Below are 15,493 nucleotides of genomic sequence, written 5' to 3'. Positions count from 1 at the left end.
AAACAAGTAGGTGACCGAGCACGCTACTTATCCTTTGGTGCCATTTTGAACACCATCTTGAACCGCAAAAATGCCTTGGCTTAAGAACCAAAGCTATTTTTCCGTGGCTATTGTATGAAAAAATCCAACTCATGGTACTGTGGATTTGCTCCTAGAGACGCTTCGCAATTTTCGCAAATCGTCTTGATCTGAACATCCCCATTTTGCTGATAGTGAATCATTTCCCTTTTATCCTTTGCAGACAGTTTATCCAGACCAAGCATTGTCTCATCAACAAGCTGCTGATTTACCTGCCCGACGACATGTCCGCAATGCCTGCATTGATAGACAATAGACATAAGCATACCTCCTCGAATAAACATGGGGTACCATAAAGTTTATCCGGAAAGTCATTTTTTATACGTGAAGAAGCCGAGTCTATGTATGCACAAAACGCCTGCATAAAGTAATTTCGGAATGGGGATCCCCGGTCTGGTATCATACTGGTATTATAATTATTCACTATATGTTTTATCTATTAAAATCATTCATAACTTCAATAAAAGGCTTATTTAGCCACTCCTGACAAGCGTCAGCTGCTTTATTTATACTTGCGGTAACAGCGTCCCTCTGTTCTTTCGGAAACGATCCCAGTACATAATCCACAACAGGAATCGGTGCATTCGGTCTGCCAACCCCGATACGGAGCCGTTTAAATTCTTTTGTACCTAAATGATCAATAATCGATCGAATTCCATTATGCCCTCCGTGACCGCCTTTTTGCCGTAAACGAATTTTACCCGCAGGAAGATCCAGATCATCATAGATAACCAGCAGATCATCAACATTGATATTGTAATAGTCCATTAGCGGCCTGATCGATTCCCCGGAAAGGTTCATATAGGTTTGTGGCTTTAAAAAGACCACCTTTTCACCTGATATAGACTCCATCACATATTTACCATTAAATTTTGCTTTCGTCAAATCTGTTTGAAAACGATTCGCTAACTCATCGATTACCATGAATCCTATATTATGCCTTGTTTTTTTATATTTCCTGCCCGGATTACCTAATCCTGCGATACACTTCATTTTGTTTCTTCCTTTTCGGTAATTGTCATTTCGCTATGAACAAAGGCGCAAGCGCCCGTTTAGCGACGTATAGACTGGACTGAGCCGTAGGAGATAAAGGAAACACGGTGAGCTGGAAGCGAACCGATGTTGACTTATCGTACGGAGGCGAGGGAAGTCCACTAGTCGCTGGGCGCTGGAGCCGGACGTGGCTTACTCTGCTAAGAACAGAATAGAGCCTAAATTTATATACTTTCATTATCCTATATAAATTACCCTCCTATAAGAGCAAACTATCTTTAGGAGGGTGGTAACCATTATTTTAGTCTAAACTTACATGTCGTGCAGTGGAAACGAAAAAGACGTCCAGCATTATTCGGCATCGCCTTTACGGTCTACTAATTCCGGCTCATCATTTTCATCCGGTGCTTCTTCAACATCTTTTAATGTATCCGGTGGTACAATCGTTGCGATCGTCGTTTCCGGATCATCGAGAAATTGATATTCATTACGTTGCGGCAAATCAGCTATTGCAATACTGTCACCAATACCGAGATTTGATACATCTATACTGATTTCTTCCGGGATATTTCCAGGTTTTGCACGTACTTGCAACTCATAAAATGGCTGTTGCAAAACACCGCCTTCTTTCGTTCCATTTGCTTCTCCTTCTAATCTGAGTGGCACTTCAACATCCATTTCTTCAGCCATATTAACAACATAAAAGTCAGCATGCAGCAATTCATCTTTAATCGGATCTATTTGATAGTCGTGCAGCATTACATCAACTGGTTTATCATTTTCAACATCAAGGGAAATGATTGTATTTCTTCCTTCGTCACGAACGGTTTTAATTAACGCCAAGCTATCTACGGCAATTGATTTTGCCTCTTTTGCCTTGCCATAAACAACTGCAGGGACTTGTCCATTTTCTCTGATTGCCTTTGTAGTTGATTTTTTATGGTCTTCCCGGTTTAATGCTTTTAACTTTACTGCCATGTTCATCATCCTCCAATTATTTAAAACTTAAGCGCTGTTAAGTCTTTTGCCAGAATCATGTTTCATTCTTCGATGTTTCTATCAAAACATTCCATATAGATATTTCCCGAATTAACATTTTTCTAAACCTTAATCGAACAGGATACTTACAGATTGCCGTTCATGAACCCGAATAATTGCTTCGCTCATAAGTGGGGCTACTGACAATTCTTTAATTTTAGCAATTCGTTTTTCCTTGGGAAGCGGAATCGTATTGGTGATCACCAGCTCTTTAATTTTTGAGTCATCGATACGTTCAATTGCAGGACCTGATAAAACCGGATGTGTACAGCAGGCATATACCTCTTTTGCCCCATTCTCAATTAATGCATTCGCCGCTAATGTAATCGTTCCGGCTGTATCGATTATGTCATCAATTAATATTGCTGTCTTTCCCTCTATATTTCCTACAATATTCATTACTTCAGCAACATTTGGACGTGGTCTGCGCTTATCGATAATACCAATTGGCGCCTTTAAGCGGTCAGCCATTTTACGGGCACGGGTAACTCCCCCATGATCTGGTGAAACAATAACAATATCTTCGAGGTTTTTTTCTTCAAAGTAACTGGAAAGGATTGGCACACCTTGCAAGTGGTCAATCGGCATGTCAAAAAACCCTTGTATCTGCGGTGCATGCAAGTCGATCGTGATCATCCGGTCAGCACCTGCTGTCTCAAACAAATTGGCGACAAGTTTTGCGGTAATTGGTTCTCGGGCACGTGCTTTACGATCCTGTCTTGCATACCCGTAATAAGGCATAACAATGTTAATCGATTTTGCCGATGCACGTTTCACCGCATCAATCATAATCAATAATTCCATGATGTGTGTATTGACCGGCGAAGAGGTTGATTGAACGATATACACATCGCAGCCGCGAATGCTTTCCTCAATATTAATTTGAATTTCTCCATCACTAAATGCCGATACCGTACATTTACCAAGTGTGGTTCCAATATGATTTGCAATTTCCTCTGCCAATTGCCGATTGGAGTTTAAGGAAAATACCTTTAAAGATGGATCCTTATAGCTCGATGTCATGAAAAAAACCTCCGTTAACCTTTTTGTCTGTTTTTCAGCTTTGTAGCATAGCCTTCTTTGTTGGTTTGTCTGGCCCGCGCCACTGACAATGATTCCTCTGGTACATTTTTCGTTATGGTCGACCCTGCCGCTACATATGAGCCCTTTCCTATGGTAACTGGTGCTATTAAATTGGAATTGCAGCCTATGAAAGCATCATCTTCAATGGTTGTTAAAAATTTATTTTTCCCATCGTAGTTGACCGTAATCGTTCCACAGCCTACATTTACATTACTGCCAACTTTCGCATCACCAATGTAGCTCAAATGAGAAACTTTACTTTTCTCGGCAATAGAGGATTTTTTTACCTCGACGAAATTGCCAATCTTTACTTCATTTCCGATCAAAGCCTCAGGTCTAATATGGGCGAATGGACCAATTTGTACTCGGTCACCAATTTTGCTGTCTTTCGCGACACTTTGTCTAATGACTGTTTCTTCACCTACCAAACAATTGGTAATCTCGGTATGTGGCCCGACAACAGAATTTGCTTTAATAGTAGAGGATCCAGCAATAATGGAACCCGGATGGATGACTACATCTTGTTCGATTACCACATCAGGCTCGATATAGGTGTTATCCGGATCAATAATTGTCACACCGTTTCGCATATGATTTGCATTAATCCGTTTTCTCATGATTTTTTCAGCCTGTGCTAGTACAACCCGATCATTCACTCCCAAGGTTTCATCATAGTCAGGTGTTAAACATGCACTTACCTTCTCCCCATTATTCCGAATAATTCCAATCACATCCGGCAAATAATATTCACCCTGGGCATTGTCATTTGATACTTTCTTTAATGCTTGAAAAAGTGTTTGATTATCAAAGCAATATGTACCTGTATTAATTTCGTTGATGCAACGTTCCTTTTCGCTTGCATCTTTATGTTCAACTATTTTTTCTACCTCACCATTGTTGTTGCGGATTACTCTGCCATATCCTGCAGGGTCAGGTGCCTTGGCTGTCAAAACTGTCGCTTTAGCTCCTGTCTGTTCATGATGCTCAAAAAGTGCCTGATAGGTTGCACTAGTAATTAATGGTGTATCACCGCATACAACAATTGTTGTGCCATCCTTATCCTTCAGCAATTCTTCCGCCTGTTGAACGGCATGCCCTGTTCCCAACTGCTCTTTTTGAACAACGTACTGGCATTCATTACCAATTTGTTCCATAACTTTATCAGCGCCAACACCGACAATCGTCACAATCTCATTTAAATTAACGGATTTTATTTGATTGATTACATGCTGCAACATTGGCCGTCCTGCAACCGGATGAAGTACTTTATAAACGTTCGATTTCATCCTGGTGCCTTGCCCCGCGGCAAGAACGATGCAAAAGCGTTCTGTCATGAGGAAACCTCCATTCTATTATCCATTATGAATATATCTCAAAAAGTAGATTATTTCAACACATAGAGGCCGTAGAAGGTTTCGTTTCCGGTAGCCGGATTGGCCAAAATTACGGAGCAGCCGATTTCATTGGATTTTCTGTAACTATTCCAATTTATGTTAATATGGCTTTATTAGAAAACTTGGCATTCGCCAAGCCTTTGGGCGAATGCCTTAGTTGCACTTATGCAGGATAAGAAAGTTTATACTTTCTCACCTGCCAAAAAAAGAGACTAATCCATCGCAGATTAGATCTCTTGTTGTCCTGCACTTTTACGAAGCGCCTGCTTCCTCATATTCCATTTCTTCACCGGCTTGGCGATATTGCTCTAAAACGGCATCCTGAATTTTCGCACGGGTACTGGAATTAATTGGATGCGCAATGTCCCTGAATTCCCCGTCTGGTGTGCGCTTCGATGGCATAGCCACAAACAATCCATTATTTCCATCAATAACACGGATATCATGGACGACAAACTCCTGATCTAACGTAATCGAAGCAATCGCACGCATTCTCCCCTCTGTAGCAACGCGGCGTAATCTAACGTCGGTAACTTCCATGATGTTTCACCACCTTTTCCCTTTTAGAGGATGTACCAAAAGTCCGATGAAAATGACCATCAATGTTTTTGATTAACTTGTTTCCTACACCACCACGAACTTTGATGCGCAGGACTACCAGTGTTGGTCTTGCAACAAGACGTCGCGAAGTAGCCAACCTCAGTCACTTTATCTTCCTTTTTGAACATACTCTTTTTAAACTTATTACCAATATTCAACAAAAAGTTAATAATTCCTGCTTAATATTAAAAAAAGTTTAAATAATTAATACATAAAAAGTTGGATGAAACATCTATTTGGATAATAGTCCCAGCTGGCAAATTAGTTTTTGTCAGCTGCCCTATTTTCATTTGCCGGTTTATTTTCCTGATCGATAATATTACCTGCCAAGACTTGAATTTGTTTCTGTTTTATATCTACATTTTTTATTTTGATTAATGATGTATAACTTTCCACTACACGATCTTCCTCTTCATCATCTGCTTCTGCCAGAACGCCAATTGCTTTAACATTCGCATTAAATTCTTCAAGCAGACTTGTCATCCCTGTGATCGTACCACCGGCTTTCATAAAATCATCGACAATACAAACATTTGCACCTTCCTGCAAACTTCGCTTAGGAAGCACCATTGTCTGAACCTTTCGTGACGATCCGGAAACATAGTTAATACTAACGGATGATCCTTCTGTTATTTTCGGATCTCTCCGTACAATCACAACCGGAACATTTAAAACGGAGGCAACGGCATATGCCAGTGGAATCCCTTTTGTTGCCACTGTCATTACTACGTCTATTTCCAGTGGGGAAAACGTCGCTGCCAACACACGGCCTATTTGTTTAACCATCTTTGGATCCCCTAAGATATCGCTCATATAGAGATAGCCGCCAGGAAGAATCCGATTTGGATCCGCCAACGTATTCATAAGCTCGGCAATAAACTGCCCGCTTTTTTCTTTGGCATAATCCGGTATATATCGTACACCACCTGCCGCACCAGCAACCGATTGCAAGTGTCCAAGGCCTTCCTGCTTCAATACCCTGTCAATGATAACCAAATCTTCGCTGATAGAAGATTTTGCTGCATCATAAATATCAGCAAAATAGGGCAGCGACGTATGTTTTTTAGGATTTTCCAAAAAATAATTTGTTAACGAGACTAACCGATCACTTCTTTTCATAACTACACCTCTAAAACCGAATATTTACTTTAAAATATACCACTTTTATACGTGTTTTATCAAGATTAGCGGTGGTCAAGTAAGCGGACAATATAGACTTCTTCGCAAAATCCTCTTAACCCGTTATAAATTCGTTTCGCCTTGCTATAATGTTCAACAAGCCCAACAATTGTGGGGCCGCTCCCGCTCATTACCACACCGTTCGCCCCTGCTTGTACCATTTTTTCCTTGATGCGCTTCACATTAGGGTGTAAACAAAAAGTGATATTCTCCAGTGCATTTCCGATATTTTTACATAGCTTAATAAAATCATTTGCTTCGATCGCCTTGATAATTTCATTTGTATTCGGATGACTAAGTTCTTTAATGCTTACTTTTTGAAAAACACCTCTTGTTGATACACCTATGTTTGGTTTTGCTAAAATCACGTAGCAAGATGGAGGAGGAGGCAGTTCCCTAATTTTTTCACCGTGTCCAGTTGCCAGCGCAGTCGTACTGTATACACAAAAAGGAACATCGGACCCAATACTTTCTCCTAAAGCTGCCAGCTCCTGCGGTGAAGCATTAACTGACCACATCCGATCAAGTCCACGCAACACAGCCGCTGCATCGCTACTTCCACCACCAAGTCCTGCAGAAACGGGGATATTTTTTTCTATTTCAATCCGTACACCTTTATTAATATGGTATTTATCTTTAAAAGCTAACGCGGCTTTATACGCCAAATTCCGCTCATCATTCGGTACATATTGATTATCCGCTGACACCTCTATACGATTTTCGGCTAAAGGATATAGTGCGATGCGATCCATTAAGTCGATGGCTGTCATGATCATCTCCACCTCATGAAAGCCATCATCACGCTTCCCCAGCACATTTAATGATAAATTAATTTTAGCCGGCGCCCTCTCAAAAAGAACCATCTCCGTCACCCACTTTATAAAACTATACCAAATTGTATCATAAAATGAAATGTGGAGGCGACTGCTTTGGGGGTGTTCGACGATAATGGTTTCGGGGTTCGAGATGTTTTCACACTCCAAGTAAGTGCATCTATCCCGGAGTAGTGATTATTGAAAAAGGCAAACCCCCAATTAGGGTCTGCCTCCTTGTTGCATGTTCTGCTCAGCTATTTCAATCGCCCGTTTCACCATGTTACCAGCATCTCGAGCTTTGATGCCGCCCCAGCCTTCTTCTTTTACTGTGTCGTAAAAACCTAACTCTTTGGCAATTTCTTCCTTCAATTGGTCTGACATAATTCCACGTCTGCCCATGAAAGAACTCCCCTTTCTAATGTGAGCTTTTTTCTTACGACATTTATAGCTTTCACCGACAAGCAAAACATACACCCGTTATTTGTATGTAAAAGAGGAAATAATTAATCCTTTACGTCTTCATAATATGCAAAAAGCAGTAAACATGATGTCTACTGCTCCATTACCATCGCTTTTCTGTCATCCTGAAAACTTAGTTCTACTGTCTCTGTTAAAACGTCTGCATAGCTGTATGAAACACGTTCGAATGCGTTCTCGTCTTGATCAAGTTCAACAATGAAAACAGAAGGATACGTTTCTGCCAGCACACCGCACCGTTCAATTGTTTTCCTTCTCCCTCCATTGGCTCTTAGCCTTAACCTTTTGCCTTTTTGACACTCAAGACCTTGCTTAATTTCGATTAATGTTTTTGCCACTATACTCCACCTCACTAAATATATGATACCACATGCTTGTATAATAGTCAAATGAAACTTTTTATTATAACAGTATACCTTTTTTCATGTCAACAGCGAAAATCAAATATCTGCATTATTATTTCGTAAATGTTAAAAAAATATGTATGACAATTTAAAATTAATCTTGGCTGATGCTGAAAAACACCAGCCGTAACTTATCAGGACCAGCTTTGCTTTTATTTTTCAGTTTTCCATCGGTTCCTGGTCTTCCTCAAGATATGGCATCCCGGTCCGAAGCAAGCCTCTTGTTTCAATACCGCCCATTCCTTTTTCACCTGTTAAGGTATTCCGTAATGCATCCCAGACACCAACCTTTTCCATAAACGGGGTATAGGCGATTTTCGCCGCTATATAGACCGGGTCAAGCGCATGTATGTTAATTCTGGATGGAGAGCTGGCAAAGTTTGCCCCGGCCCGGATAAGTGATTCAAAATGGGACTGGCATGCCCCCGCAAAAATAACAAGCTGATCCAATTGAGGGATAATTTGCCTTGCCTCTCGAACCGTCTCGGCAAAATACTTTGAATGACGATAGGCTCGGAGGTCATTCTTCAATCCTTTATTTTTCGAAAATGAATCATGACCAGTTATCACAATAATATCTGGCCGAATTTTTTCAACAAGTGCTCCAATCTCAAAGGGCATTTCTTTTTCGTTCAAATGCATACCATGAACCTGTAATCCCATACGTTGGTATAATTCAATACATTTCTTTAAATAAATTCTGTCCCCATCCAAATGCAGCACGCTGGCTGGCAGCTGAAAATACTTTGTTGGGTAGGTAAATCCACCAGTTGATTGATAATCACGTTTTTCTTTCATTAATTGATAATCCTGTCGAAACAAGCGATAGGAAGACTCCTCTTGTTCTTTTCCTTTTTTGCGTCTTTTTTCCAATTCGCGATCCTGTACATGTACAAGATCATGTGCCGGCGCATCTGCCTCCAGACGAATATCTTCACCATGCAGGATCACAAGATCATTTGCCTGTGACGAAACCCGAAACAATAAATCATGATGATACGATTTGCGTGTAACCAGATCTCCAGTTAAAAAATTCATAAAGCCACCTCACAAGCCTTCAAATGAAAGCATCCCTGACATAGCCTATGTTGGAAAATAAATTTGCGTGCGAAGAAATCTACTGCATTTTCTCTAGTGGCCATCGTTATTAGAGGATATCCTGATTTCTATTTTCGGAACGGATTAAAAAAGCTATTGTCACTCAAAAGACAATAGCTAACATTATTATTCAGCTACCTTAACAAAGGCGTAAGTGCCAAGCAAAATAGAGCCAAATTTATATATTTTCTTGTCTTAAAAAAAAGGCATTTGCAAGTTTTGCGAACTCAGTCATCGTGAGTGATTCTCCGCGCCTGGCTCCATCGACTCCAATTGAATCCAATATCATGTTAATATCTTCCTTTACAAATGTCCCTTTAAAATAATTGGTTAAATTATTTTTTAATGTTTTTCTTCGCTGGGCAAATGCAGCTCGAACAAGCGTAAAAAAATATTCCTCGTCTAGTACATCGACAGGCGGCGTATCCTTTATGGTAAGCTTTAATACACTTGAATCAACATTTGGCTTTGGCATGAAAACGCTTTTTGGAACATGCATCACAACCTTGGCATTTGTATAATATTGCACAGCAATGGATAATGACCCATAGCTTTTTGAATTGGGTTCAGCCGCCATCCGGGCCGCAACCTCCTGCTGAATCATGACAGTTATACTGACGATTGGCAGCTTCTCCCTTAAAAGTTTCATCAAAATTGGTGTTGTAATGTAATATGGTAAATTAGCTACAATATGGATAGCCTGTTCAGGTTGAAAGTTTGCCTTTATTGCTGCATGAACATCCGCTTCTAAGATATCCTGATGGATCAAGTTAATATTATCGTAACCATCCAGCGTATCCTCCAATATTGGCAAAAGACGCTGATCAATTTCAAATGCTATAACATTATTGGCATGAATCGCTAATTGTTCGGTCAAAGCGCCGATCCCCGGACCGATTTCTATTACCCCTGCTTGCTTATCAATTCCTGCTTCCCTGATAATATTCCCAAGGATATTGACATCGACTAAAAAGTTTTGACCAAGGCTTTTTTTAAAGAAAAATTGATACTTGTTCAGAATTTCATTTGTACGGGTTGGGGTAGCAATATACTTTTTACTCGCCATTAGTTTCCTCCTGCAGTATACGCTTTATCGTTTGTTCAAATTGGGAGCGGGTAATTTCAAACATGCTTAATCGCTTCAACAGCTGCTTCCCATTAGTATGGCCAATTTGCAATAGTTGACCAAGCCTGTCCCTTCTTGAGCTAGCCTTTGACCCGCCGATCAGGCCATAATGGATGAGGTCATGCTTCGTAATATCACTACACTTTGTTTCGGTCAATTCATATACATCCGCTAACGCCTGTCTGATTGCGGTAACCGAGGCATGTTCTATTCCTAAGCTTTTGCGATGCGGATGCTTCGCCCTTGCATCATCCTTTGTTAAAAAAGCATGTTTGCAGCCTGGTACTGCCTGATCAATAATATGGCGAATTCGCTCTCCAGGGTAATCCGGATCCGTAAAAATAATGACACCACGTTTCGTTTGTGCATGCCGGATCTGCGCAAGTTTCCTATGATTAATAGCGGATCCATTCGTCTCAATTGTATCTGCATCAACCGCTTGGCAGATTTTCGCTGTATCGTCGCGTCCTTCGACAACGATAACTTCCTTAATCTTCAAAATCTATACCTCATTCCATCCTGTTTACTTCCCGAATGTAAGAAAACAATGCTCCTACCATAATAGCATGGCAAGAGCAATGTTTTCACTTATTATGAAAAGGCTATATATATTTTATCAATAAGAGCCAAATGTTATAAGCAGCAAAAGTGACTGTATATTTAAATATTAGTTCATTACTTTCACTTTTACTTTCTTTCTCCCAAAGCTATAGGCGTCCGCTTTCGTCGGTACGTGTAAATCGATATGGTTCCCACTAAACCCCCCTGTATCCGCTGCAATGGCATTACCGTATCCTTCAACCCATACTTTCGAACCTAGTGGGATAACATTTGGATCAACAGCTATTACTTTAGCATTCGGATTTGCTTTTAAATCAATACCTGTTGCAGTATGACCGGAACACCCGCTGCAATCAGCTGTAAATGCCGTCGCAGTCATATACAACACTTCTGCATTGGAATCATTATTGCTGGAAACTGTTTTAACAACGTTGGGTTCTGATGCGGTTTCCGACTCAGGCTCCTTCGCCCCGATTGCAACGATGCGGTTTACGCTTTCTACTGTGATTTCCGTATTGATTAAATCTCCTCTTTTTTCTTCACCATTCTTCTTATACGCTTCATAGGTTTTTTCCAGTTTTCCCTGTTTACCTTCTTTAATTACCTTTTCCTCGCCCTTTTCAAGGGTATCATCCTTTTTTGTTTCTGTTTCAATTGGAACTGGTTCTTCCAATACGATATTTGGCAATTTTTCGATACGAGTAATCGTAATGGCCGTATCTCTTGTTACCTGTTCATCTAGAGCTGGTTCGATTTTATCATCACTGTCTGCTTCATATGTAATATCTTTTGCCGCTAAAAATTCCTCAATTGTGCCACCTGTTGTCCAGTATTGCTGCTTGTCGCCGCCATCGTTCACAGCAATTTGAAACGCCTTTTTAATCTTCAGTTCCAGGCCATCCTTGATCGCATCATCCGGGGCAAATGACGTATCATCATGCTTGGTAAAAGATAAATCATTGGCCTTTAGGAATTCTCCGATTGTTTCCTCCGTTGTAAAATATTCCCTTTCAGCACCATCAATTTTTACTACAACCTGTTTGGCATGCTTCACATTAATCATCATGCCATCTTCAATTGCAGTAGCAGGACCGGGAGATAAGTCATCATGTTCGCCAATAGCAATTCCCTCTTCATTAAGCAGTTCTTCTACAGTATTTGCATGTGTTTTCACTGTTTGTTTTTTTCCGTCTTCTGTAAGGGCCACTTCAGCTTTCTGCGCTTCTATCAACAGCAGACTGGAAAATACCGCAAGTGCTAATACACCAATACCAGAGATAACCAGCTTCCATTTCAACGCCGGCAACAGCTTTGAAATTACTTTCATGCTTCTTGCCTCCCTTATTTCCTTTTTAGGTATAGTAACAGTCATATGCGAAATCAAAGCAATTCCGTTTACGGTTTGGTTACAATCTGATTACATCTGCAAACGCATCGTATATGTTTTCTGTTTTTAAAACCATAAAGTGCTGTTACAGAGGGTATCTATACGTGTTACAAAACTGAAAAAAAAAGAGACCAGAATACACTCTGATCTCTACTTTAACCGGTCTAATTTTTTGTTGACTATTACAGCTAATTTACGACATTTTTACGTGATTCCAAAGAGAGAAAAGGCATTTTCTGTCGTGACTTTACCGATTTCCTCGAAGGACATATCTCTTAATTCAGCGATTTTTTTTGCAACCAATTTTACATATGCCGGTTCATTTCGTTTCCCGCGATTTGGATGTGGTGCTAAAAACGGTGCATCCGTTTCAATCAACAATCGGTCTAAAGGTACTTGAACGGCAACTTCCTTTGGTAATGGGGCATTTTTAAAGGTAACAGGACCGCCAAGCGAAATATAGAAGTTCATATCCAAACATGCTTGTACATAGTCGGCTGAATCATTATAACAATGCATAATACCACCAACCTGTTTGGCATCTTCCTCCTGTAAAACTTCCAAGATATCCTCTGTTGCTTCCCTGTTGTGAATAATTATCGGCATATTTACTTTTTTGGCAAGTCGGATCTGTTTGCGGAAAACATCCTTCTGAATATCTTTTGGTGACTTATCCCAATGATAGTCCAGACCCATCTCCCCAATTGCCACTACTTTTGGATGCTTGGCTAGCTCTTCAATCCACTTGAGCTCCTCATCTGTCATGTCAATCGCATCAACCGGATGCCAACCTACTGCAGCATAAATGGACGCATATTGTTCGGCAATCTCAATAGCAAGCGGAATGGTTTCCCGGTCAAACCCGACAACAACCATATATTCAACACCTGTAGCAAATGCCCGCTTAATTACCTCGTTACGGTCTTCAAAAAACTGTTCTGCATTTAAATGTACGTGCGTATCAAATAGCACAGTAACCCTCCTTTTTAGTCCGTATTCAAAGTTGGTAAAAGTATCACCTTGAACACGCCCTTTTACAGAAAAAAAGCCAACCCGTTACGGTATTTGGCCTTTTTCTTCCACTACTTCACTACTGAACCGTTCGGCAGTGCCTGCTCAACTGTTGCTAATGCCAGTGTTCCACCAGCATCTTCGCCGGAAAGAATCATTCCTTCAGACATTTCCCCGCGTAATTTAACCGGCTTCAAGTTTGTTACACAAATAACCTTTTTACCGATAAGCTCATCAGGCTGATAATGTTCGGCAATCCCGGAAATAACTTGACGTTTTTCCGTTCCCAAATCGAGCTGCAGCTTTAACAGCTTGTCCGCCTTTTTCATTTTTTCGGCTTTAACAACCTCTGCTACGCGCATATCAAGCTTCATAAACGCTTCATAGACAATTTGCTCTTTCGCTGCTGCTGCATTACCTTTTGTTTCCTTTTTCGCTTCGGCAGGTTTTTGCATCATTGCTTTGATCGTTTTTATTTCTTCATCGACATCAAGACGCGGAAAAATCGGCTCCCCTTTTTCTACCTTTGTTCCAGGATTTATCTGCCCTTGTTTATGAACACTATCCCATTCCTTTAGAGCATCATCATTAATCCCCAATTGTCTAAACATCTCCGTTGGCGTTTCAGTCAGGAACGGCTGCAGCATGACAGCAGCAATCCGCAATGATTCCGCTAAATGAGCCATCACATTACCAAGACGTGCCTTTTTACTTTCATCCCTCGCCAAAATCCATGGCTCTGTTTCGTCAATATATTTGTTTGTCCGACTGATGAATTGCCATAATGACGAAAGGGCGACAGAAAACTGCATATTTTCCATTGCATTTTCTATTTTGCCGATTGTTTCCTCAGCAAGCTGTTCCAATCTCTGATCTACCTCTGTCTCCGCTTCTGTATATGCCGGAATTTCCCCATCGAAATATTTTACAATCATCGCAACTGTTCGATTTAACAGGTTACCTAGGTCATTCGCCAGATCATAATTCGTCCGTTCCACGAATCCCTCCGGCGTGAATACACCATCTGAACCAAACGGAACCTCACGCAGCAAATAATAACGAAGAGCGTCCAGCCCATAACGATCCGTAAGCTTGACAGGGTCGACCACGTTCCCTTTTGATTTGGACATTTTTCCATCCTTCATAAGAATCCAGCCATGGGCAAATACTTTTTTAGGGAGTGGCAAATCCAATGCCATCAACATAATTGGCCAGTAAATTGTATGGAATCGGACAATTTCCTTGCTCATTAAGTGGACATCGGCCGGCCAGTATTTTTGGAATTTGGCATCGTCTTCTGTTCCATAGCCAAGTGCTGTGATATAGTTACTGAGTGCGTCGATCCATACATAAATAACATGCTTTGGATCTCCTGGTACCTTAATCCCCCAGTCAAAGGTTGTGCGTGATACTGCCAAATCTTCCAGCCCCGGCTTAATAAAGTTATTCAGCATCTCGTTTTTACGGCTTTCCGGCTGAATGAATTCCGGGTGCTCATCATAAAACTGTACAAGTCGATTAACATATTTGCTCATTTTAAAGAAATACGATTCTTCCTTTACCTTTTCAACCGGTCCACCACAGTCAGGACAATGCCCGTCCTCCAGTTGACGTTCTGTAAAAAATGATTCACACGATGTACAATACCATCCTTCATACTCGTCTAAATAAATGTCACCTTGTTCTAATAACCGGGCAAATATCTTTTCCACCACTTTTTTATGGCGGTCTTGGGTTGTTCTAATGAAATCATCATTGGAAATATTAAGCCGTTTCCATAGATCCTGAATACCACCAACAATATCGTCCACATATTCCTGTGGTGAAATTCCCTTCTCCTCTGCTTTTCGCTGGATCTTTTGCCCGTGTTCATCTGTGCCGGTTAAATACATCACATCGTATCCGCGCAATCGCTTATAGCGTGCTATCGCATCTCCGGCTACAGTAGAATAGGCATGTCCAATATGCAAATTACCACTCGGATAATAAATTGGTGTTGTAATATAAAATGTCTTTTTTTCTTTCGGCATGTACTTTGACCTCCTGCACAAGTTCTTCCTTCTATTGTAGCGATTTTAACACAAGTTTTCCATTTTCGTGCTATTCATACTACATTTCTAAGCAGCTAATTTAAGGTAATCCAATTTTCAAATTTATTTTTATTTTAATTAAAAATTTATTGACACTTTTGGGAAACGTTGGTACTATATTGCATAGATACATGTCGAACCTTGACGAAAAACATTCTT

16 protein-coding genes are annotated in these 15,493 nt (G+C 40.6%); all 16 read right to left on the bottom strand.

Annotated elements, in window-relative coordinates:
- Nucleotides 1-107: 107 nt before the first annotated feature.
- On the bottom strand, nucleotides 108-338 hold the full coding sequence (locus tag CZ382_RS13720; RefSeq protein ID WP_088051770.1) for an anti-sigma-F factor Fin family protein: 231 nt from the start codon (nucleotides 336-338) through the stop codon (nucleotides 108-110).
- 172 nt (nucleotides 339-510) lie between these two features.
- Nucleotides 511-1,071 (bottom strand): aminoacyl-tRNA hydrolase, encoded by a 561-nt coding sequence (gene pth, locus CZ382_RS13715; RefSeq protein WP_088051769.1) that lies wholly within the window; start codon nucleotides 1,069-1,071, stop codon nucleotides 511-513.
- 351 nt (nucleotides 1,072-1,422) lie between these two features.
- The gene (locus tag CZ382_RS13710; RefSeq protein ID WP_088051768.1) at nucleotides 1,423-2,049 is read right to left on the bottom strand and encodes a 50S ribosomal protein L25/general stress protein Ctc; all 627 of its coding nucleotides are present in this window, start codon (nucleotides 2,047-2,049) and stop codon (nucleotides 1,423-1,425) included.
- Between the two features lie 129 nt (nucleotides 2,050-2,178).
- Nucleotides 2,179-3,132 carry a ribose-phosphate diphosphokinase gene (locus tag CZ382_RS13705; protein ID WP_088051767.1) on the bottom strand — a complete coding sequence of 318 codons (954 nt, stop codon included), beginning with the start codon at nucleotides 3,130-3,132 and terminating at the stop codon, nucleotides 2,179-2,181.
- Nucleotides 3,133-3,146: 14 nt separating this feature from the next.
- Nucleotides 3,147-4,526 carry a bifunctional UDP-N-acetylglucosamine diphosphorylase/glucosamine-1-phosphate N-acetyltransferase GlmU gene (gene glmU, locus CZ382_RS13700; protein WP_088051766.1) on the bottom strand — a complete coding sequence of 460 codons (1,380 nt, stop codon included), beginning with the start codon at nucleotides 4,524-4,526 and terminating at the stop codon, nucleotides 3,147-3,149.
- A 312-nt stretch (nucleotides 4,527-4,838) separates the two neighbouring features.
- Nucleotides 4,839-5,126, bottom strand: a complete 288-nt coding sequence (gene spoVG / locus CZ382_RS13695; RefSeq protein ID WP_088051765.1) for a septation regulator SpoVG — start codon at nucleotides 5,124-5,126, stop codon at nucleotides 4,839-4,841.
- 321 nt (nucleotides 5,127-5,447) lie between these two features.
- A complete protein-coding gene (gene purR / locus CZ382_RS13690) occupies nucleotides 5,448-6,305 on the bottom strand; it encodes a pur operon repressor (protein WP_088051764.1) in 858 nt (285 codons plus the stop codon).
- A gap of 65 nt (nucleotides 6,306-6,370) precedes the next feature.
- Nucleotides 6,371-7,228, bottom strand: coding sequence for a 4-(cytidine 5'-diphospho)-2-C-methyl-D-erythritol kinase (gene ispE / locus CZ382_RS13685; protein WP_088051763.1), 858 nt, complete (start codon nucleotides 7,226-7,228; stop codon nucleotides 6,371-6,373).
- Nucleotides 7,229-7,399: 171 nt separating this feature from the next.
- Entirely contained in the window at nucleotides 7,400-7,579 is a 180-nt protein-coding gene (locus CZ382_RS13680) for a small, acid-soluble spore protein, alpha/beta type (protein WP_088051762.1), read from the bottom strand.
- Between the two features lie 152 nt (nucleotides 7,580-7,731).
- Entirely contained in the window at nucleotides 7,732-7,995 is a 264-nt protein-coding gene (gene veg / locus CZ382_RS13675) for a biofilm formation stimulator Veg (RefSeq protein ID WP_088051761.1), read from the bottom strand.
- 225 nt (nucleotides 7,996-8,220) lie between these two features.
- The gene (gene yabG / locus CZ382_RS13670) at nucleotides 8,221-9,099 is read right to left on the bottom strand and encodes a sporulation peptidase YabG (RefSeq protein WP_088051760.1); all 879 of its coding nucleotides are present in this window, start codon (nucleotides 9,097-9,099) and stop codon (nucleotides 8,221-8,223) included.
- A gap of 238 nt (nucleotides 9,100-9,337) precedes the next feature.
- The gene (gene rsmA, locus CZ382_RS13665) at nucleotides 9,338-10,225 is read right to left on the bottom strand and encodes a 16S rRNA (adenine(1518)-N(6)/adenine(1519)-N(6))-dimethyltransferase RsmA (protein ID WP_088051759.1); all 888 of its coding nucleotides are present in this window, start codon (nucleotides 10,223-10,225) and stop codon (nucleotides 9,338-9,340) included.
- Entirely contained in the window at nucleotides 10,215-10,784 is a 570-nt protein-coding gene (rnmV, locus tag CZ382_RS13660) for a ribonuclease M5 (RefSeq protein WP_088051758.1), read from the bottom strand. The genes rsmA and rnmV overlap by 11 nt, the downstream gene beginning before the upstream one ends.
- A gap of 168 nt (nucleotides 10,785-10,952) precedes the next feature.
- A complete protein-coding gene (locus tag CZ382_RS13655; protein ID WP_088051757.1) occupies nucleotides 10,953-12,173 on the bottom strand; it encodes a G5 and 3D domain-containing protein in 1,221 nt (406 codons plus the stop codon).
- A 264-nt stretch (nucleotides 12,174-12,437) separates the two neighbouring features.
- On the bottom strand, nucleotides 12,438-13,205 hold the full coding sequence (locus tag CZ382_RS13650) for a TatD family hydrolase (protein WP_088051756.1): 768 nt from the start codon (nucleotides 13,203-13,205) through the stop codon (nucleotides 12,438-12,440).
- A gap of 110 nt (nucleotides 13,206-13,315) precedes the next feature.
- Complete coding sequence (metG, locus tag CZ382_RS13645) at nucleotides 13,316-15,274, bottom strand: methionine--tRNA ligase (protein WP_088051755.1); 1,959 nt, start codon at nucleotides 15,272-15,274, stop codon at nucleotides 13,316-13,318.
- Between the last annotated feature and the right edge of the window lie 219 nt (nucleotides 15,275-15,493).

Origin of the sequence: Virgibacillus dakarensis (assembly GCF_900155625.1) — a bacterium.
Lineage (GTDB): Bacteria > Bacillota > Bacilli > Bacillales > Amphibacillaceae > Lentibacillus_C > Lentibacillus_C populi.
The sequence above is the reverse complement of the archived record's forward strand: the minus strand, read 5'-3'. Positions and strand labels throughout refer to the sequence as shown.